Below are 19,170 nucleotides of genomic sequence, written 5' to 3' on the forward strand. Positions count from 1 at the left end.
CGACGGCGCAGCTCGCCGGGGATGGCTTGTCACGTGTTGCTGCTGATGAGGCAGGATCGTCTCGTGCACGCCATCATCTGGGACTTCGGCGGAACGTTGCTCGACACCTACCCGGACGTCGATCGTGCCCTCGCGCTGGCCGCGTTCGGGAACACCGACGAGGGACGCCTCGCGGAGGTCGCCGCGCTCACGCGGGTCTCCAGCGGGCACGCGATCACCGAGCTCTCCGCGCGCACCGGCGTGCCCGAGGCCGAGCTGCGAGCTGCGTACGACGGCGTCAAGGAGCTCTGGGAGAGCACGCCGGCACCGGTGATGCCCGGTGCGCGCGAGGTGATGGCCGCGCTGCGGCAGGCCGGTGGGCTCAACCTCGTGGCGACCCATCGCGACCGTGCCAGCGCCGAGCTGCTGCTCGCCGCGACCGGGCTGCCGGTCGACGACATGATCTGCGCGCCCGACGGCTACGCCCGCAAGCCCTCACCCGAGATGGCCGAGACCCTGCTGGAGCGGCACGAGCTGGACCCGAGCGAGGTGCTCACGATCGGGGACCGGCCGGCCGATCTCGAGTCCGGCCGAGCCGCGGGGATCGCGGGCTTCCTGCTCGTGACGCCCGGGATCCCGCTCGATGCCGGCGACGCCCGCACGATCGGTCACCTGCGCGAGGTGCTGCCGCTGGTCGCCGGTGAGGGCGACCAGCGGCTCTAGCTGCTGGCGAGCGGGTCAGTCCCGCTGCTGCCCGGCGATGAACTCGTCGCCGTCCTCGTCGTCGTCCTCGTCCTTGCGGGAGTCGTCGTCGCTGTCCGGGTCGACAGCCTCCAGCGTGTCGCCGTCGGGTCGCTCGAGGTCCTCCTCCGGGAGCGCCGTTGCTGCGGAGGGGCCGACAGCGACGACGTCCTCGTCGTCATCGTCCTCGTCCCAGTCGTCGTCGTCATCCTCGTCCCAGGCCGCCTCTGGGGCGGTGGCCCGCTGGATCAGCAGCGCGACGAGCCCGGCGATCACGCCGCCGAGCAGCGGCGCGACCCAGAACAGCCACAGCTGCTGGATGGCCCACGGCTCGGCGAAGAGCGCGGTGCCGGTGGCGCGGGCGGGGTTGATCGCAGCGTTGGTGACCTGGGCGGCCACGAGGATCGCGATGGTCAGCGTGGCGCCGATCGCGAGCGGCGCACCGGGGTGCGGGCGTCGCGTCGCGGCGAGGACCACGGCCACCAGCACGGCGGTCGCGACGGCCTCGATCACCAGGGCCTGCGCCGTCGAGAAGGTCACCTGACCCTGCGAGAGCGCGGCGATCGGGGAGTGGTCGCCGAACCCGTTCGCCGTCCCGCTGATGAAGGTACCGACATCGCCGATCCCCAGGGCGGTGGGCAACGCGCTGGGCGTGATCACCCGCAGCAGCCCGCCCGCGGCGACCGCGCCGAGCGTCTGCGCCACGATGTAGGGGACCAGGTCGGCCCAGCTGAGGCGACCCGCGATCGCGGCCCCCAGGCTGACGGCCGGGTTCAGGTGTGCGCCCGAGACCGAGCCGAACGCGACGACCATCGCCGTCAGCGCGAGCCCGCCGGCCAGCGCGATGTGCAACGGGGTGGAGCTCGCGCCCAGCGTGCCGAACGCCGCGGTCACGATGATGGCGGTCACGAGCACGAAGGTGCCGAAGAGCTCAGCGGCGACGCGCGGGAGCAGCGACGGCTCGGGAGCCGGCTGCTCGAAGGCGTCCAGGTCCAGGTCGGCCTGTTGGGGCTGCGCGGTCATGACGATCCTCTGCTCGGGTGCGTGGGCCGCCGAGCATCTTCGCACCCCAACCTGAGCAGCGCCCGAACGTGAGCGGGTCCGCTCGTGGTGCGGGCCGCCGTCGGGCATCATCCCGACGGCGGCCCGCCCGTGATCGGGGGCTCGCCCTGGCTCAGGCGAGCGTGGCGAGGATCCCGTTCAGCGTGGCCGAGGGGCGCATCACCGCATCGACCTTGGCGGGGTCCGTGCGGTAGTAGCCGCCGATGTCGGTGGGTGAGCCCTGCACCGCGAGCAGCTCCTCGACGATCGTCTGCTCGTTGCTCGCGAGCGACTGCGCGACCGACGCCATCAGGGCGGCGAGCTCGGGGTCCTCGGTCTGCTTCGCCAGCTCCTGCGCCCAGTACAGACCGAGGTAGAAGTGGCTGCCGCGGTTGTCGATCTGGCCGACCTTGCGGGCGGGCGACCTGTTCTCGTCCAGGAGCGTGCCGGTGGCGCGGTCGAGCGTGTCCGCGAGCACCTGGGCGCGCGGGTTGTCCGTGGTCTGGGCCATGTGCTCGAGGCTCACGGCCAGGGCGAGGAACTCCCCGAGGCTGTCCCAGCGCAGGTAGTTCTCCTTGACGAGCTGCTGCACGTGCTTGGGAGCGGAACCGCCGGCGCCGGTCTCGAAGAGGCCGCCGCCGTTCATGAGCGGCACCACGGAGAGCATCTTGGCGCTGGTGCCGAGCTCGAGGATCGGGAAGAGGTCGGTGAGGTAGTCCCGGAGCACGTTGCCCGTGACCGAGATCGTGTCCTCGCCGCGGCGGATCCGCTCGAGCGAGAACGCGATCGCCTCGACGGGGGACTTGATGCTGATCTCGAGGCCCTCGGTGTCGTGATCACCCAGGTAGGTGTTGACCTTGGTGATGAGGTTCGCGTCGTGAGCGCGGCCGGCGTCGAGCCAGAACACCGCCGGGGCGCCGGTGGCGCGCGCCCGGGTGACGGCGAGCTTGACCCAGTCCCGGATCGGGGCGTCCTTGGTCTGGCAGGCGCGCCAGATGTCACCGGCGTGGACCTCGTGCTCCAGCAGCGTGGCGCCGGAGGAGTCGAGCACGCGCACGACGCCGTCGGCTGCGATCTCGAAGGTCTTGTCGTGGCTGCCGTACTCCTCGGCCTTCTGCGCCATCAGACCGACGTTCGGGACCGAGCCCATCGTGGTCGGGTCGAAGGCGCCGTTGGCGCGGCAGTCGTCGATGACGACCTGGTAGATGCCGGCGTAGGAGGAGTCGGGGAGCACCGCGAGGGTGTCGGCCTCCTCGCCGTCCGGGCCCCACATGTGGCCGGACGTGCGGATCATCGCGGGCATCGAGGCGTCCACGATGACGTCGGAGGGCACGTGCAGGTTCGTGATGCCGCGGTCGGAGTCGACCATCGCGAGCTCGGGGCCGTCGGCCAGACCCTGCGTGATCGCCGCCTTGATCTCCGCCCCCTGAGGGTGGTCCTCGAGGCCGGCGAGGATCGCGCCCAGACCGTCGTTGGGGGAGAGGCCGGCCTCGGCAAGCGCGGCGCCGTAGGTCTCGAAGACCTGGGGCAGGAACGCCCGGACGGCGTGGCCGAAGATGATCGGGTCGCTGACCTTCATCATCGTGGCCTTGAGGTGCACCGAGAAGAGCACACCCTCGTCCTTGGCGCGCTGCACCTGCTCGGCGAGGAACGACTGCAGGGCCGCGGCGTCCATCACGGTGGCGTCGACGACCTCACCCGCCAGTACGGGCAGCGACTCCTTGAGCACGGTGACGGTGCCGTCGGGGGCGGTGTGCTCGATGCGCAGGGTGTCGTCCTGCTCGAGCACGACAGACTTCTCGTTGCTCGCGAAGTCGTGGGCGCCCATCGTCGCGACGTTGGTCTTGGACTCCGGGGTCCATGCTCCCATCGAGTGGGGGTGCTTGCGGGCGTAGGCCTTGACCGACGCGGGCGCGCGGCGGTCGCTGTTGCCCTCGCGCAGGACCGGGTTGACGGCGGAGCCCATGACCTTGCCGTACGCGGCGCGGGTGGCCTTGTCGGCCTCCGTGACGGCCTCCTCCGGGTAGTCCGGGAGCGCGTAGCCGAGAGCCTGGAGCTCGGCGATCGCGGCCTTGAGCTGCGGGACCGACGCGGAGATGTTCGGCAGCTTGATGATGTTGGCCTCGGGCGTCGTCGCGAGGTCGCCCAGCTCGGCGAGCGCGTCGGGGACCCGCTGCTCGGGCGTCAGGGCATCGGGGAAAGCAGCCAGGATGCGGCCGGCCAGCGAGATGTCACGGGTCTCCACCTCGACCCCTGCCTGATGGGTGAAGGACTTCACGATCGGCAGCAGCGACGCCGTCGCGAGCGCAGGCGCCTCGTCCGTGTAGGTGTAGATGATCGTCGATTCAGGCACCGGTGCTCCGTTTCCGAGGTTCATTGATGTCTTGATATCAAGATATCTGGGTCTGACGATGGCTGCTCCCCATACTGCCGTGTGACTCCTCACCCCGGCGAGACTGGCCACCCGCGAACCGGTCCTTGGAAGGAAGCTGGCGCCAGATCGCCTGCCATGGCCTGGAGAGGGAGTCTCGGGGCTTCTGGCGCCAAGATCGTTCCGGTTGGCGGTTGTCCACAGGGGCCCCGTCGATGCACCGCCGTCCACAGCACCCTCTGATCGGTGAGCGGCGACGTCCACGATGTCGCGAGCCTGCGCACATGGCTGCTCCCAAGATCCTGCTCCCGCCCTTGGTCCGCCGCGGCGAAGGCATCGTCAGTCCTGCCACGGTCTCCCGACACGTCGCCGCGGGTGGGCTGGTGCAGGTCCTCCCGGGCGTCCATCTGCGGACAGACGTCGCGACTGTTCCCGCATGGCGCGCAGCTGCTGTATCGGCGTGGCGCCCCAACTCTGTGCTGCTCGGAGAGATCGCGGGTCACCTGACCTTCTGGCGCGAGCTCAGGCCCGCGACGATCGAGGTCGCGCAGCACTCCACGCTGCGCCGGTCCGGCTTCCGTTTCGTGCGACGCGAGATCCCGCACGACCTGGTGATCTACCAAGGAGCGACGCGGCTGACGGCTCCGGCGATGACGGCACTCGACCTCGCCGTGGCCACCGATGGGGAGTCCATCGACAACGTGCTGCGCGCCAAGATGGCCCGGATCCAGGATCTCGAGGCGGCGCTGGCGTTGACGCCCGGTCGGCTGGGGAACCGGGATCGCCGCCGGTTGCTCATGGACTCCCGCGCCGAACCCTGGTCGGTCGCCGAGCGCCTGTCGCACAAGATTCTGCACGCCGCCGGCATCACCGGGTGGAAGGCGAACCGACCCATCGTGCTCGATGGTCACAGGTACTTCCTCGACATCGCGTTCTGGCCGATCCGGCTGGTGATCGAGATCGACGGCCGCCAGTTCCATATCGGCGCTGATGTCTTCGAGAGTGATCGCCTGCGACAGAACGCCCTCGTGCTGCGGCGCTGGACGGTGCTCCGCTTCACCTATCGGCGACTGGTCGAGGAGCCGGACCAGGTGCTTGCCGAGGTTCGGGCAGGCATCGAGCTTGCTCGGCTTCGGAAGCGCCTGGAACGTTTCTGACGCCAGCGCGCCGCCGACGCCTGTTCTGAGCCTGGGCAGCGATCCTGGCGTCAACGTCGTTCCGCTTCCGCGGCGGAAGGTCTGCTCCGGGAGGTGGCAGGATGGGCGGCATCAAGAGCAGGCTGACCTCAACGGCTCGGGAGCTGGCGCATGACGCCCCACGAGCCGAGAACGGGATGACACACGCATGAGCAACGCCCCCGTCACCGTGACCGTCACCGGCGCTGCCGGTCAGATCGGCTACGCGCTGCTGTTCCGGATCGCCTCCGGGCAGCTGCTTGGCCCGGACACCCCCGTGAAGCTGCGCCTCCTGGAGATTCCGCAGGCGGTCAAGGCTGCCGAGGGCACCGCCATGGAGCTCGACGACTGCGCCTTCCCGCTGCTCGCGGGCATCGACATCGCCGACAACCCGGCAGCGGGCTTCGAGGGCACCAACGTCGCCCTGCTCGTGGGCGCCCGCCCGCGCGGCCCGGGCATGGAGCGCGCCGATCTGCTCGAGGCCAACGGCGGCATCTTCAAGCCGCAGGGCGAGGCGATCAACGCCGGCGCCGCTGACGACATCCGGGTGCTCGTGGTCGGCAACCCGGCCAACACCAACGCGCTGATCGCGCAGCAGCACGCGCCGGACGTCCCGGCCGAGCGCTTCACCGCGATGACCCGCCTCGACCACAACCGCGCCCTGTCGCAGCTCGCCGCAAAGACCGGCACAGGCGTCAACGACATCAAGCAGCTCACGATCTGGGGCAACCACTCCGCGAGCCAGTACCCGGACATCTTCCACGCCACCGTGGCCGGCAAGCCCGCGGCCGAGGTCGTGAATGACCAGGACTGGCTCGAGAACACGTTCATCCCGACCGTGGCCAAGCGCGGCGCGGCCATCATCGAAGCCAGGGGCGCATCCTCCGCCGCCTCGGCCGCCAACGCGGCGATCGACCACGTCCACGACTGGGTCAACGGCACCCCCGAGGGGGACTGGACCTCGGTCGCACTGACCTCCGACGGCTCCTACGGCGTTCCCGAGGGTCTGATCTCCTCGTTCCCGGCCCGCTCGGTGAACGGCGCCTGGGAGATCGTCCAGGGCCTGGAGATCGACGAGTTCTCCCGCGGCCGGATCGACGCCTCGGTCGCCGAGCTCGGCGAGGAGCGCGACGCGGTCAAGGGTCTCGGCCTGATCTGAGCAGGTTCACGCCACCTGACCCCAAGGGCGCAAGCGTGACCGCAGGGCGCGGCTGTCCGCGCCCCCGCCGGCATGCTTTCGCCCGTTCGGCAAGCGGCGCCCGTGGGCAGAACTCCACCGGCCGGGCGTGATCGGCACGAACTGTGCGGCACTACCCTGGCGGCATGGCCCAGCGATTCAACGCCCCTCCGGGATGGAACGTCCCGCCCGACTTCGTGCCCACCTCCGACTGGCAGCCGGACCCCTCGTGGCCGCCGGCTCCCGAAGGGTGGAACTACTGGGTCGATGACGCAGCCCAGCCCGCCCCCGCCTACGGCGCACCGAGCGACCAGTCCTACGGCACGCCGGGGAACCAGCCGCACGGCAGCCCCGCCGATCAGGGGACGACGCCGTACGGTTCGGCCTCGGTGCCGAACTCGCCGTACACGGCGCCCGCGGGCGCGTACGGGTCGACGGCGCCTGGGAGCGCACATGCAGCCCTGGCGCAGCACCAGGGAGCGTCCGGCAAGCGGAACATGCTGATCGGTATCGGCGTCTTCGTCGTCGCGATCGTGGTCTGGGTGGTGAGCTACTCGGCGGCCGGCCCTGGCGACCGCTACTTCGCGCCCTGGTACTTCGTCCTGATCGGCATCATCCTGACGATCCGCGGCCTCGTCGACATGAACAAGGCCAAGAAGGCGGAGGCTGCGCAGCTCGGCTACGGTCAGGGGAGCGCCCCTCCGGGATTCACGCCGCCTGGGACCACACCTCCCGGGCAGAACCCTCCCGGCTTCTAACCGCCGTCGGCGCCGGCCGATCAACCACGGAGCAGTCTTGACGGACACGATTACCCCTGCCGAGACCACCCTCGAGGAGCTGGACGCGATCGTCGCGGCTGCCGCCGAGGCAGCGGGCCGGATGGCCGTAGCGAGCCCGAGCGAGCGTGGCGCCTGGCTGCGCGCGGCCGCCCGCGCGCTCGAGGCGCAGCGCGATGTGCTGGTGCCGTTGGCGCAGGAGGAGTCGCACCTGCCCGAGGGCCGGCTGTCCGGAGAGCTGAGCCGCACCACGGGCCAGCTGGAGCTGCTCGCTGCCGAGGCGGAGTCCGGTGCGGTCTGGGACGTCGTCATCGACCACGCCGACCCCGACTGGAAGCCGGTACCGCGGCCCGATTTGCGCCGCGTGACCGTCCCCCTGGGGCCTGTCGCGGTGTACGCCGCCAGCAACTTCCCGTTCGCGTTCAGCGTGGCGGGCGGTGACACCGCCGCGGCGCTCGCCGCGGGCTGCCCGGTCGTCGTCAAGGCGCACCCGGGTCACCCGAGGCTGTCGGTCGCCGTCGCGGAGATCGTGGCAGCAGCGCTCGCCGAGGCGGGGGCCCCCGGCGGGCTCGGGCTGGTGCACGGGTTCGACGCCGGTATCGCGCTCATCAAGCACCCGGCCATCCGTGCCAGCGCGTTCACGGGGTCGATCGGCGCCGGCCGGGCGTTGTTCGACCTCGCCGCCGGCCGCCCCGAGCCGATCCCGTTCTTCGGTGAGCTCGGCAGCGTCAACCCGGTCGTGGTGACCCCGGCGGCGTCGGCTGCGCGTGGTGCCGAGATCGGCGCCGGCTACGCGGGTTCGCTCTCGCTTGGCGTGGGCCAGTTCTGCACGAACCCAGGGATCCTGCTCACGCCCGCGGGCTCGGAGGTGATCGGTGCCGCCGCAGAGGCGCTCGCCTCGGTCCCGGCCGCGCCGATGCTCAACGAGCGGATCGCCGCCGGCTACGCCAGCGGCCTGGAGGAGCTGCGCGGCGTGGAGGGTGTGCGCGTCGTGGTGGACGGGTCCACGGGCGATGCGCCCACCCCCAGCCTGCTCGCCGTCGACATCGATCGGTTCACCGAGGTCGAGCGGCTGCGCCAGGAGTGCTTCGGCCCGGTCTCGATCGTGGTCGAGTACCAGGACCCTGCCGACGTGGTCGCGCTCGCCGGCACGTTCGACGGCCAGCTCACCGCCACCGTGCACGGCGAGCCGGGCGAGGAGGTCTCGGCCGAGCTGGTCGGCGTCCTCTCCGCTGTGGCCGGCCGCGTGGTGTGGAACGACTGGCCCACCGGCGTCGCCGTGACCTACGCGATGCAGCACGGGGGCCCCTACCCGGCCGCCACCACGGCGGGCACCTCGGTCGGCACCGCTGCCGTGCAGCGCTTCGGCCGGCCCGTGGCCTACCAGGACGTGCCGCAGGAGCTCCTGCCGCCGGCGCTACGCGACGACAACCCCTGGCACCTGCCCCGCCGCGTCGACGGCGTCTGGGAACACCGCCCCTGACGGTTTCGACACGATTCCGGACACCTCCGGGATCGTGTTGAGACCGGCTAGCGGAAGACGACGGTGCGGTGGCCGTCGAGGAGGACGCGGTGCTCGGCGTGCCACCGTACGGCGCGCGCCAGGACCCGCCGCTCCACGTCCTGGCCGATGGCGACCAGCTCGTCGACATCGTCGGCGTGGCTGACCCGCTCCACGTCCTGCTCGATGATCGGGCCCTCGTCGAGCGACGCGGTGGCGTAGTGGGCGGTCGCCCCGATGAGCTTGACCCCTCGATCATGCGCCTGCGCGTAGGGCCGTGCGCCCTTGAACGAGGGCAGGAACGAGTGGTGGATGTTGATGACCCGACCGGCCAGCTCCGTGCACACCCGGTCGGACAGGATCTGCATGTAGCGGGCCATCACGACCAGCTCGACGTCGAGCTCGTCCACGAGCGCCAGCAGCTGGTCCTCAGCCGCATCCTTGGTGGCCTTGGTGACCGGCACGTGGTGGAACGGCACGTGATAGAACTCGGCGATCGGCGCGAGGTCGGTGTGGTTGGAGACCACCCCCGCGATCTCGATCGGGAGGCGGCCCGAGCGCTGCCGGAACAGCAGATCGGTGAGGCAGTGCGCCGTCGTCGAGACCATGATGAGGGTGCGCACGGGGCGGGCGACCTCGTCGAGGCTCCACGTCATCGAGAACTCCGCGGCCACGGCAGCGAACGCGCCCTCCAGCTGCTCGCGCGGCGCGCTCGACTCGGCCTGCACCCGCATGAAGAACAGCCCGGTGTCCGGGTCGCCGAACTGCTGCGACTCGGTGATGTTGCCACCCAGGCCCGCGAGCGCGCCGGTCACGGCGTGCACGATGCCGGGTCGGTCGGGGCAAGAGAGGGTGAGCACCCAGTGGGTCGGATCGATGCTGGTCACCCGGCCGAGGGTAGGCGATCCGTGCCACGGCGCGCTGATCGGCCCAGCTGCCGCCCGGAGGTGGAAGGATATGAACATGGCCGAGACCGAGCTGAGGATCGACGTTGTCGAGGACGCCGATGCGGGGGAGCTGCTCACGGTGCGGCGTGCTGCCTTCGTCACGGAGGCGCAGCTGTACGACGACCCGCACATCCCCGCGCTGACCCAGACCCTCGACGAGCTGCGGGAGGATCTCGCCCGCTCCGACGTGGTCACGCTGGGTGCCTGGGTGGGCACACGGATGATCGGGTCCGTGCGGGTCGGCCTCGAGGAGGACCGGGCGCTGCTCGGCCGCCTTGCCGTGGTTCCGGACCTGCAGGGCCAGGGGATCGGCACCAGGCTGCTGATGTCGGTGCTCACCTACCTGCCCGAGGACACCAAGGAGGTCTGGGTCTTCACGGGCCAGGACTCCAAGCAGAACCTCAGCCTCTACGCCAAGCACGGCTTCGAGCACCAGTACGACCAGAACGCCGGCGACCTCACCTACGCCTACCTGCGCAAGATCCTCGGCGAGGCCGAGGTCGACGAGCAGATCGATGAGGACGCTGCCGACGGCGAAGGCACCGAGCCGAGCTGATCGGGCACCTCTCGTAGCCCATCGCCACCGCAGCCCGAGCGCTCCAGGTGAGCGCCGCCGTCGGGCATGGTCCGGACGGCTCCGAGCAGGGTAGGCTCGATGCGTCGCGACTGGCGAAGGTGGTGCACCACCGGGGAGCGACGGTTCCACGCTTGATCTGAGGTCGCCCGCCTGGGCCGCAGATCGCCACGGAAACCCGCCCAGTCACACGGAGGAAGAGCCATGAGCCACCCCCATCCCGACGCACCGCTCGCTGACGTCGATCCTGAGATCGCCGCCGTCCTGGAAGGCGAGCTCGGCCGCCAGCGCGACACGCTGGAGATGATCGCCAGCGAGAACTTCGTGCCCCGCGCCGTGCTCCAGGCCCAGGGCAGCGTGCTCACCAACAAGTACGCCGAGGGCTACCCCGGCAAGCGCTACTACGGCGGCTGCGAGCAGGTCGACATCGCGGAGAACCTCGCGATCGAGCGGGCGAAGTCGCTGTTCGGCGCCGAGTACGCGAACGTGCAGCCGCACTCCGGTGCCACGGCGAACGCCGCGGTGCTGCACGCGATGGCCAAGCCGGGGGACCGCATCCTCGGCCTCTCGCTCGCGCACGGCGGCCACCTGACGCACGGCATGAAGATCAACTTCTCCGGCAAGCTCTACGAGGTCCACGCCTACGGCGTCGACGAGCAGACCCACCGGGTGGAGTACGACGCGCTGCGCGCCGCCGCGATCGAGGCCCGGCCGCAAGTGATCATCGCCGGCTGGTCCGCCTACCCACGCCACCTCGACTTCGAGGCGTTCCGCTCGATCGCCGACGAGGTCGGCGCGCTGCTGTGGACCGACATGGCGCACTTCGCCGGGCTGGTCGCCGCGGGGCTGCACCCCTCGCCGGTGCCGCACTCGGACGTGGTCTCGACCACCGTGCACAAGACCCTCGGTGGCCCTCGTTCGGGTCTGCTGCTCTCGCGTGACGCGGGGGCCTGGGAGAAGAAGCTCAACTCGGCCGTGTTTCCGGGCCAGCAGGGCGGCCCGCTCATGCACGTGATCGCGGCCAAGGCTGTCGCGTTCAAGGTAGCCGCCGGCGAGGAGTTCAGGGACCGGCAGCAGCGCACCCTCAGCGGCGCCAAGATCATCGCCGAGCGGCTGATGGACCCGGCGGTGGCCGAGGCCGGCGTCTCGGTGCTGACCGGCGGCACCGACGTGCACCTGGTCCTGGTCGACCTGCGCAACTCGCCGCTGGACGGTCAGCAGGCCGAAGACCTCCTTCACGGTGCCGGCATCACGGTCAACCGCAACGCGGTGCCGTTCGACCCTCGCCCGCCGCGGGTCACCTCCGGCCTTCGCATCGGTACCCCGGCGCTCGCAAGCCGTGGCTTCGGCGACGCCGAGTTCACCGAGGTCGCGGACATCATCGCCGGGCTGCTCCGCGAGGGTCAGGGCGCCGACCTCGAGGCGGCACGCGCCCGGGTCAAGAAGCTCACCGACGAGTTCCCGCTGTACGAGGGCCTGCAGCAGTGACTGCCCGTCTCCTCCCGGGCAAGCCGGTCGCCGATGCTGTCCTCGCAGCGCTCGGACCTCGGATCGAAGCCCTGACGGCGGCCGGGCACCAGCCTGGCCTCGGCACCATCCTCGTGGGTGAGGACTCGGCGAGCGCCGGGTACATCCGGATGAAGCAGGGGAAGGCGGCGGAGCTGGGACTCACGTCGCCGCACATCCACCTGCCGCAGGACGCCACCCAGGCCGATGTGCTGGCAGCGATCCGCGAGATGAACGATGCGGCCGAGGTGGACGCGGTGCTCATCCAGCACCCGACGCCGAAGCAGATCGACTTCGACGCCGCGCTGCTCGAGCTCGACCCGGACAAGGACGTGGACGGCCTCCACCCGGTCAACATGGGTCGCCTCGCGTTGGGCATGCCCGGGCCCGTACCGTGCACGCCCGCCGGGATCGAGGCGCTGCTCGCCCACCACGAGATCCCCGTGGCCGGCCGTGAGGTCGTCATCCTGGGCCGCGGCACCACGCTCGGGCGCCCGCTCGCGCTGCTGATCTCGCAGAAGCGGGACACGGCCAACGCGGCCGTGACGGTGGTCCACACCGGTGTGCCGAACTGGGCCGACTACACGCGCCGTGCCGAGATCGTCATCGCGGCCGTGGGCGTGCCCGGCATCCTGCAGCCCGAGCACCTCACGCCCGGGGTCACGGTCGTGGGTGGTGGAGTCCGGTACGAGGGCAAGCGCCTGCTGCCCGACGTCGACGAGCGGTGCGCCGAGGTCGCCGGTGCCATCACGCCCCGGGTGGGCGGGGTGGGCCCCACCACGATCGCGATGCTCTTCAAGAACGCCGTCGACGCCGCAGAGCGCCGCCGCTCCGCCTGACAGCCAATCCCGCTGCCAGCCCCCCCGTCGACCCCTCGTGACCCACGGCTGCGGGTCGAGGTAATCGGAGACTCTCTCGCGGCGTGCAGGGCGAGAGCTCGATGATGAGCGTCGTGGAGATCTGTCGGGACGCCGTCGGGCCGATGCTCCGAGTTTCCTGCGCGGGGCTGGGCGCGCCGGGGGACGACGGGGTGCGACTGGCAGACGCCCGCGCCGGCAGCACACCCATCCGGTGAACCGCCGGCACCATCCCGCTCGGTCGTCGAGGTTCCGCGGCTACTGGGCGCCAGCGTCGGTGGCCACCTGCTGGAGTCGCTCGACGTACTCGGCCCACCACCGGGCGTCGTGCTCGGGAAGGTTCGAGCCGCCGTCGCGCAGCCCCGCAGCGCCGTCGATCAGCTCGCGCACGATGTCGGCGTGGCCGGCGTGCCGAGCGACCTCGGCGGTCACGTGCACGAGGATCTGGGCGAGCGTGACGTCGCCCCGGTCGCCCCACCACGGCACGTGGCCTGGAGCGTCGAGGGGGAGCGCGTCGATCGTCGCATCGGCGTGCGCCCACACCCGTTCCGCGAAGGCGCGTACCGAGGCCACCGACTCCTCCGGCCCGGCGTACATGTCGGCGTTGTCCTCGGCATCCTCGGCTGCCCACGGCAGGACCTCCGGGAACGGCCGGTCGAACACGAGCCCGAAGTACTCCGCCTCGACCGTGGCGACATGCTTCAGCAGCCCGAGCAGGTTGGTACCGGTCGGGGTCATCGGCCAGCGCGCGTCGCGCTCGCTGACCCCATCCAGCTTCCACATCAGCACCTCGTGCTGCCGCGACAGATAGTTGTGAAGGTGGTTCTTGACATCGCCGGGTGTCTCGTGCGCGTCTGTGCTCTCGATCTCGAGGCTGCCCACCTGCTGGTAGCCCGAGTCCATCAGGGGAAACGATGCCGGTTGTCTCAGGTCGAGCTGGCCCAGCGCGCCGGCCCAGTAGCGCAGGATCCTCCCTGCTTCGGATGCCGGCTCGGCGCCGAGGGCATCGAGGTCGATGTCGAGAGTGATTCGCATGCCACCGATGCTGTCACGGCCCTCCGACACCGTTCACAGGAACCGCAGCAGCAGCTCTCGCAACCGGGCCTCGTCGTCCGGCGAGAGCTCGTGCCGCACGATCGAGTCGACCGAGCCCGCGTCGTCGAGCTCCTGCATCACGCGCCGGCCGGTCGGTGTGGCGGCCAGCAACCTGACCCGGCGGTCGTCGGTGTGCCGCTCACGCGTCACGTACCCATGGCGTTCGAGCCCTGCCACGATCCGGCTCGTCGTCTGCTCGGTCACCCCGAGCGCGGCGGCCAGCTCCCGCTGCGACAACGGCCCGGCCATGAGGATCGCGAGCGCGGGCAGCGAGGCGTGGTTGAGGTTCCACCCCGCCAGGTAGGCGTTCCAGCCGTTCTCCATGCGGCGCGCGGCTGCGGACAGCAACCGCCCGGTCGGCCACTGGGAGGGGTCCACGTCGACGCCGTGTCGATCGGGTGACTGCGCTGTGCTCACCTGAGGCATTGTGCCGGGAGTTGCCTGCAAGCGGGGAACCGTGCAAAATACTCAGCGTGCTGAGTGAATCTGAGGCCCCCGACCACCGCGAGGGCGGGGCGCGTCGCAGCCGCGGTGCGCTGCGCTGGCTCGTCGTCTCCATCGCGCTCATCGGGTGGTTCGCGATCGCTGCGTTCGGGGGGATGGCGCAGGGAACGCTCTCGCAGGTGCAGGAGAACGATGCGGCTGCATTCCTGCCCGCCAACGCCGAGTCGACGCGTGCGGGCGAGCTCGCCGCCGAGTTCACCGAAGGCACCTCGCTGCCCGGTCTCGTCGTCATCACCTCCGACGACGGCGCTGCCCTGGGCGAGGAGCAGATCGCCGCGATCCAGGCCTTCGCCGAGAGCATCGGCGGCCTCGAGCTGCCCGGTGGCGAGGTGGTCGAGGACGTCCTCACCGGCCCTGTCGCGGTCGTGCCGTCCGAGGACGGCGAGGCGATCATGCTGCCCGTCTCGATCGATGCCACGCAGGCCGATCGGCTCATCGGTGACGACGAGGAGCGCGTGACGGTCGCCGTCGTCGAGAGCATCCGTACCGAGGCTCCCGCCGCGCTCGAGGGGGTCGACGTGACCGCCTGGGTCAGCGGCCCTGCGGGCTACGTCGCCGACCTCGTCTCCGCCTTCGGCGGCATCGACGGCCTGCTGCTGCTCGTCGCGCTGGTCGTGGTGCTGGTCATCCTCGTCATCGTCTACCGCTCGCCGCTGCTGCCGTTCGCCGTGATCTTCACCTCCGTGTTCGCGCTGTGCCTGGCCGCGCTCGTGGTGAAGCCGCTCGCAGGCAACGACGTGCTCCAGCTCAACGGCCAGAGCCAGGGAATCCTGTCGATCCTCGTGATCGGCGCGGCCACCGACTACTCGTTGCTGCTCGTGGCCCGGTACCGCGAGGAGCTGACGAGGCACCGCCGTCCGAGTGCCGCGATGCGCGCTGCCTGGCGCGCCTCGCTCGAGCCGATCGCGGCGAGCGCCGGCACCGTGATCGCCGGGCTGCTGTGCCTCATGCTCTCCGACCTCGGCTCCAACGCCAGCCTCGGCCCGGTCGCGGCGATCGGGATCGTCGCGGCATTCCTCGGCGCACTCACCTTCCTGCCGGCGCTCCTGCTGCTCGCGGGCCAGCGCAGCCGGGTCGTCTTCTGGCCGCGGGTGCCGCACTACAGCGCCGCAGGCGACGAGCCCGGGAAGCCCGGTCTGTGGCAGCGGGTGGCCGATGCGGTGACCCGCCGGGCGCGCCCGGTCTGGATCATCACGCTGCTCGGGCTGCTCGCGCTCGCCGCCTTCCTTCCCACGTTGCGCGCCGACGGCACGGGTGAATCCGACGTGTTCCGGGGCGAGGTCGAGGCTGTCGCGGGCGAGGAGGTGCTCGCCGCGCACTTCGAGATCGGCCAGGTCGAGCCGATCCAGGTGTTCGTCGCCGAGGACGCCGCCGCGGCGGTGGTCGACGCGATGGACGGGATCGACGGCGTCGCCTCCGCCGCCGTATACACCGGCGAGGCCGCCGCCGGACCACCGAGCGAGGAACCCGCCGAGCCGGTCGTCGTCGACGGGATCGTGATGGTCGAGGTCGTCACCGAGGCGAGTGCCGAGAGCCGGGAGGCGATCGGCGTGGCTGCCGACGTGCGGGAGGCGGCCCACGCCGCGGCGCCCGACAGCCTGGTCGGTGGCGCGGCCGCGGAGCGGCTCGACACCCAGGAGACAGCTGCCAGCGACCTCCGCACGATCGTGCCGGTCGTGCTGATCGTCATCTTCCTCATGCTCGTGCTGCTGCTGCGGGCGATCGTGGCGCCGCTGCTGCTGCTCGTCGCCAACGTGGTCTCGTTCGCCGCGACCATGGGCCTGTCGGCGGTCGTGTTCAACCATGTCCTCGACCTGCCCGGCGCCGATGCCACCGTGCCGCTGTACGGGTTCGTGTTCCTCGTGGCGCTCGGCATCGACTACTCGATCTTCCTCATGACCCGGGTGCGCGAGGAGTCGTTGCAGCACGGCACCCGGGAGGGGGTGCGCCGCGGACTGGCGGTCACCGGCGGCGTCATCACCTCCGCCGGGCTGGTGCTGGCGGCGACCTTCTCGGCACTCGGTGTCATCCCGCTGCTGTTCCTGCTCCAGATCGCGTTCATCGTGGCGGTCGGCGTGCTCATCGACACCTTCGTGGTGCGATCGCTGCTGGTGCCTGGCCTCGTGCACGACATCGGTCGCGCGGTCTGGTGGCCCTGGGTGCGCCGCATCCCGCGTGACGAGGCCTCGTCCCAGGGATGAGCGCCGGCACGATGGCCGGAGGTGCCGCGGACCGGCGATCCGCGTACGCTCCATCCATGCCGGATCGCCGTACGCGGATGCTCGACGCCGCCCTCGCCATCGTGGGAGAGAGCGGCACGAGGGGGCTCACCCACCGCGGGATCGACCGTCGCCTGGAGGTGCCGGACGGGAGCACCTCCAACTACTTCCGCACCCGCCGCTCGCTGCTGGTGGGCACGATGGAGCGGCTGCAGGAGGTGGACCAGGCCACGCTCACGGAGATCCACCGCGGGTTCAAGAAGATCGACGACGTCGGTCTCGCTGCTGCGCTCGCCGAGTTCGCGGTGCGTCAGTGCCGGCCGTCCGCGATCACGCGCGCCCGTGCTCGCTTCGCGCTGACGCTCGTGTTCCCCGAGCGCCTCGGCGGGACGCTGCGAGCCTGGCTGAAGCTCGGCGTCGCGAACCTGGGGCACGCCAACCCGGACGCCCTGACCCGAGCGCTGCTCGCCTACACCGAGGGCGTCATCTACCAAGCGATCCTCGACACCGGCGGCAAGGGCACCGAGCTCGACCGAGACGAGGTCGCCTGTCACGCCCTCACCTTGATCCGTGGGGTCTGAGCCGCTCACCGTCGCCACCGTCAACGTCAACGGGATCCGCGCGGCGTTCCGGCGCGGGATGCCCGCTTGGCTGACGGCGAGCCAGCCCGACGTGCTGCTGCTGCAGGAGGTCCGCGCACCCAGCTCGATCCTCACCGAGCATCTCGGGCCCGACTGGCACCTCGTGCACCACGAGGCTCCGACCGCCGGGCGCGCCGGCGTGGCGATCGCCTCCAGGCTCGCGTTCCAGGCAGTGCGGCTCGGGCTGCCCGGGGAACCGACCGAGAGCGTGGGTCGCTGGGTCGAGTCCGATCTCCTCATGCCCGACGGCGAGACCCTCACCGTGATCTCGACCTATGTCCACACCGCGACCGCGCGCACGCCGTCGATGGCGGTCAAGCTCGCCTTCCTCGAACGAGCTACCGCGAGGCTGGCCGAGCTGGCCGAGGGCCGTGCGGTGCTGGGCGGCGACCTCAACGTGGCCCACGACGAGCGGGACATCAAGAACTGGAAGGGCAACCGTGGCAAGTCGGGCTTCCTGCCGCAGGAGCAGGCGTACCTGACGCGCTGGCGCGAGCTCGGCTGGGTCGACGCCGCGCGCACCTACGCCGGTGATGTCGAGGGGCCCTACACCTGGTGGTCCTGGCGCGGCCGCGCGTACGACAACGACGCGGGGTGGCGCATCGACTACCTGTGGTGCTCGGCCGCGCTCGCGCCGTCCGTGCGTGAGGTCACGGTCGACCGCGCGCCCGGCTATGAGGGTCGCTGGTCGGACCACGCCCCCGTGAGGGCTGTGCTCAGCCAGCGCGACCCGCTGGGCCGCCGGGCGTCGCGATGAGGAAAGCGGGCTCGGCGTGCCCGGCATCGTGGAAGGCCTGCACGACGGCGGTGCTCACCGCGTGCCCCTGACCCGCCTCGATCAGGGCGATGGCCGAGCCGCCGAACCCGCCGCCGGTCATGCGGGCACCGAGGGCGCCAGCGGCACGTGCGGCCTCGACCGCCAGGTCGAGCTCGGCGCAGGAGACCTCGTAGTCGTCACGCAGCGAGGTGTGCGAGGCGTCCATCAGCGGGCCGACCTCGCGCACCTTCCCGGCCGAGAGCAGGGCCACGAAGCCGCGGACCCGGTCGATCTCGGTGACGACGTGCCGCACCCGAGCCCGGGCGACATCGTCCTCGAGGCGGGGGAGGGTGACGTCGAGGTCGGCGAGATCGATCTCGCGAAGGGTCTCGACCCCCAGTGAGGCGGCGGCCGCCTCGCAGGTGGCGCGGCGCTGCGCATATTGACCGTCGGCGTGCGCGTGCGGCGCGCGGGTGTCGATGACCAGCAGCTCCAGGCCGGCGGCCGGCAGGTCGAACGGGAGGTGCTCGACGCTGCCGTTGCGGCAGTCGAGCAGCAGGGCGTGCCCCTCACGGCAGCGCAGCGACGCGGACTGGTCCATGCCGCCCGTGTTGGCGCCGGCGATCTCGTTCTCGGCCCGGATGCACGCCTCGACGAGCAGGGCGCGTGCCTCATCGGTGTCGACGCCGGAGCCCACCCAGTCGGGGTGCTCGGCCAGCGGGACCGCGATCGAGCCCTCGAGCGCGGCAGAGGAGCTGAGGCCCGCGCCGTAGGGGACGCAGGACTCGACAGCGGCGTCGAACCCGGTGACCGGCTGCCCCGCCTGCTGCAGCGCCCATGCGACGCCGACCACGTACGCAGCCCAGCCCTCGACAGCACCGGGAGCGACGTCGGCGAGCCGACCCTCCCACGGCGTCGACTCCCGACCCGAGACCAGGCGCACGACGTCGTCGTCCCGGCGACGGAAGGCGGCGAAGGTGCGGTGGGGGAGTGCGATCGGGAGCGCGAGACCGCCGTTGTAGTCGGTGTGCTCCCCGATGAGGTTGACGCGCCCGGGGGCGAACCAGACGCCGTCGGGTCGCTCGCCGAAGACCTCGGTGAACGTGCTGCTTGCACGGGCGGCGCCATCGGCAGCGGACCAGGAGTCGACGAGCTCGGGCGTGGGCTGATCGGTGTAAGGCACGGGTCCATTGTGGCCGTTCTGGCAGATGCCGGGCACCACGGCGTCCGAGGAGCGGGACACGATTGGCGCGGAGAACAGGTCGGACCGGGCAAGATGGGGGGATGCTCGCCGCCGCGCCCTGCTCGT

The 19,170-nt window shown here is 71.2% G+C and carries 17 protein-coding genes and 1 riboswitch; of the genes, 11 read left to right on the forward strand and 6 right to left on the reverse strand.

The window, feature by feature from the left end; genetic code table 11:
* Nucleotides 1-63 precede the first annotated feature (63 nt).
* Entirely contained in the window at nucleotides 64-702 is a 639-nt protein-coding gene (locus tag GPA03_RS12200) for an HAD-IA family hydrolase (protein WP_156252285.1), read from the forward strand.
* Nucleotides 703-717: 15 nt separating this feature from the next.
* Here the strand turns inward: GPA03_RS12200 and GPA03_RS12205 are convergent, their stop codons facing one another.
* Both GPA03_RS12205 and GPA03_RS12210 read right to left on the reverse strand, forming a co-directional pair.
* Nucleotides 718-1,743 (reverse strand): aquaporin, encoded by a 1,026-nt coding sequence (locus tag GPA03_RS12205; RefSeq protein ID WP_162458354.1) that lies wholly within the window; start codon nucleotides 1,741-1,743, stop codon nucleotides 718-720.
* A 151-nt stretch (nucleotides 1,744-1,894) separates the two neighbouring features.
* Entirely contained in the window at nucleotides 1,895-4,114 is a 2,220-nt protein-coding gene (locus GPA03_RS12210) for an NADP-dependent isocitrate dehydrogenase (protein ID WP_156252287.1), read from the reverse strand.
* 302 nt (nucleotides 4,115-4,416) lie between these two features.
* Here GPA03_RS12210 and GPA03_RS12215 point away from each other — a divergent pair, with 302 nt between their 5' ends.
* The 4 genes from GPA03_RS12215 to GPA03_RS12230 all read left to right on the forward strand — a co-directional run bounded on the left by GPA03_RS12215 (nucleotide 4,417) and on the right by GPA03_RS12230 (nucleotide 8,743).
* On the forward strand, nucleotides 4,417-5,289 hold the full coding sequence (locus GPA03_RS12215) for an endonuclease domain-containing protein (protein WP_162458355.1): 873 nt from the start codon (nucleotides 4,417-4,419) through the stop codon (nucleotides 5,287-5,289).
* A gap of 187 nt (nucleotides 5,290-5,476) precedes the next feature.
* Nucleotides 5,477-6,466, forward strand: a complete 990-nt coding sequence (locus tag GPA03_RS12220) for a malate dehydrogenase (RefSeq protein ID WP_156252289.1) — start codon at nucleotides 5,477-5,479, stop codon at nucleotides 6,464-6,466.
* 164 nt (nucleotides 6,467-6,630) lie between these two features.
* A complete protein-coding gene (locus GPA03_RS12225) occupies nucleotides 6,631-7,242 on the forward strand; it encodes a hypothetical protein (protein ID WP_156252290.1) in 612 nt (203 codons plus the stop codon).
* Nucleotides 7,243-7,279: 37 nt separating this feature from the next.
* Nucleotides 7,280-8,743, forward strand: a complete 1,464-nt coding sequence (locus GPA03_RS12230; protein ID WP_241681266.1) for an aldehyde dehydrogenase (NADP(+)) — start codon at nucleotides 7,280-7,282, stop codon at nucleotides 8,741-8,743.
* A 47-nt stretch (nucleotides 8,744-8,790) separates the two neighbouring features.
* Here the strand turns inward: GPA03_RS12230 and purU are convergent, their stop codons facing one another.
* Nucleotides 8,791-9,648 carry a formyltetrahydrofolate deformylase gene (gene purU, locus GPA03_RS12235; protein WP_241681267.1) on the reverse strand — a complete coding sequence of 286 codons (858 nt, stop codon included), beginning with the start codon at nucleotides 9,646-9,648 and terminating at the stop codon, nucleotides 8,791-8,793.
* Between the two features lie 76 nt (nucleotides 9,649-9,724).
* Here purU and GPA03_RS12240 point away from each other — a divergent pair, with 76 nt between their 5' ends.
* From GPA03_RS12240 to GPA03_RS12250, 3 genes are all read left to right on the forward strand, one after another.
* Nucleotides 9,725-10,264, forward strand: coding sequence for a GNAT family N-acetyltransferase (locus GPA03_RS12240; protein WP_156252292.1), 540 nt, complete (start codon nucleotides 9,725-9,727; stop codon nucleotides 10,262-10,264).
* Between the two features lie 96 nt (nucleotides 10,265-10,360).
* Nucleotides 10,361-10,448, forward strand: a riboswitch (ZMP/ZTP riboswitch).
* Nucleotides 10,449-10,486: 38 nt separating this feature from the next.
* On the forward strand, nucleotides 10,487-11,770 hold the full coding sequence (gene glyA / locus GPA03_RS12245) for a serine hydroxymethyltransferase (protein WP_156252293.1): 1,284 nt from the start codon (nucleotides 10,487-10,489) through the stop codon (nucleotides 11,768-11,770).
* A complete protein-coding gene (locus GPA03_RS12250; protein ID WP_156252294.1) occupies nucleotides 11,767-12,627 on the forward strand; it encodes a bifunctional 5,10-methylenetetrahydrofolate dehydrogenase/5,10-methenyltetrahydrofolate cyclohydrolase in 861 nt (286 codons plus the stop codon). Before glyA ends, GPA03_RS12250 begins: the two co-directional genes overlap by 4 nt.
* A gap of 276 nt (nucleotides 12,628-12,903) precedes the next feature.
* Here GPA03_RS12250 and GPA03_RS12255 read toward each other — a convergent pair whose 3' ends face one another.
* Together GPA03_RS12255 and GPA03_RS12260 are read right to left on the reverse strand one after the other, a co-directional pair.
* On the reverse strand, nucleotides 12,904-13,680 hold the full coding sequence (locus tag GPA03_RS12255; RefSeq protein ID WP_241681268.1) for a DinB family protein: 777 nt from the start codon (nucleotides 13,678-13,680) through the stop codon (nucleotides 12,904-12,906).
* Between the two features lie 33 nt (nucleotides 13,681-13,713).
* Nucleotides 13,714-14,157, reverse strand: coding sequence for a MarR family winged helix-turn-helix transcriptional regulator (locus GPA03_RS12260; protein ID WP_241681269.1), 444 nt, complete (start codon nucleotides 14,155-14,157; stop codon nucleotides 13,714-13,716).
* A gap of 56 nt (nucleotides 14,158-14,213) precedes the next feature.
* On the opposite strand from GPA03_RS12260, the gene GPA03_RS12265 reads away from it, so the two are divergent.
* Genes GPA03_RS12265 through GPA03_RS12275 form a run of 3 tightly spaced genes read left to right on the forward strand, consistent with a single transcriptional unit; the run spans nucleotide 14,214 to nucleotide 17,861 of the window.
* Nucleotides 14,214-16,445, forward strand: coding sequence for an MMPL family transporter (locus GPA03_RS12265; protein WP_338325733.1), 2,232 nt, complete (start codon nucleotides 14,214-14,216; stop codon nucleotides 16,443-16,445).
* Nucleotides 16,446-16,501: 56 nt separating this feature from the next.
* The gene (locus tag GPA03_RS12270) at nucleotides 16,502-17,044 is read left to right on the forward strand and encodes a TetR/AcrR family transcriptional regulator (RefSeq protein ID WP_156252296.1); all 543 of its coding nucleotides are present in this window, start codon (nucleotides 16,502-16,504) and stop codon (nucleotides 17,042-17,044) included.
* Nucleotides 17,034-17,861, forward strand: a complete 828-nt coding sequence (locus GPA03_RS12275; protein ID WP_156252297.1) for an exodeoxyribonuclease III — start codon at nucleotides 17,034-17,036, stop codon at nucleotides 17,859-17,861. The genes GPA03_RS12270 and GPA03_RS12275 overlap by 11 nt, the downstream gene beginning before the upstream one ends.
* On the opposite strand, the gene galK is transcribed toward GPA03_RS12275, so the two are convergent.
* The gene (gene galK / locus GPA03_RS12280) at nucleotides 17,821-19,044 is read right to left on the reverse strand and encodes a galactokinase (protein ID WP_241681270.1); all 1,224 of its coding nucleotides are present in this window, start codon (nucleotides 19,042-19,044) and stop codon (nucleotides 17,821-17,823) included. The two genes, GPA03_RS12275 and galK, sit on opposite strands and share 41 nt — an antisense overlap.
* Nucleotides 19,045-19,170: the final 126 nt, after the last annotated feature.

This window comes from Pseudactinotalea terrae (assembly GCF_009733845.1).
Lineage (GTDB): Bacteria > Actinomycetota > Actinomycetes > Actinomycetales > Beutenbergiaceae > Pseudactinotalea > Pseudactinotalea terrae.

Bases quoted from the DNA above. Each gene is read 5' to 3' on its own strand.
- GPA03_RS12220 (WP_156252289.1), top strand. From the start codon at position 5,477: ATGAGCAACGCCCCCGTCACCGTGACCGTCACCGGCGCTGCCGGTCAG.
- GPA03_RS12225 (WP_156252290.1), top strand. From the start codon at position 6,631: ATGGCCCAGCGATTCAACGCCCCTCCGGGATGGAACGTCCCGCCCGAC.
- GPA03_RS12270 (WP_156252296.1), top strand. From the start codon at position 16,502: ATGCCGGATCGCCGTACGCGGATGCTCGACGCCGCCCTCGCCATCGTG.
- GPA03_RS12255 (WP_241681268.1), bottom strand. From the start codon at position 13,680: ATGCGAATCACTCTCGACATCGACCTCGATGCCCTCGGCGCCGAGCCG.
- GPA03_RS12205 (WP_162458354.1), bottom strand. From the start codon at position 1,743: ATGACCGCGCAGCCCCAACAGGCCGACCTGGACCTGGACGCCTTCGAG.
- GPA03_RS12215 (WP_162458355.1), top strand. From the start codon at position 4,417: ATGGCTGCTCCCAAGATCCTGCTCCCGCCCTTGGTCCGCCGCGGCGAA.
- glyA (WP_156252293.1), top strand. From the start codon at position 10,487: ATGAGCCACCCCCATCCCGACGCACCGCTCGCTGACGTCGATCCTGAG.
- GPA03_RS12240 (WP_156252292.1), top strand. From the start codon at position 9,725: ATGGCCGAGACCGAGCTGAGGATCGACGTTGTCGAGGACGCCGATGCG.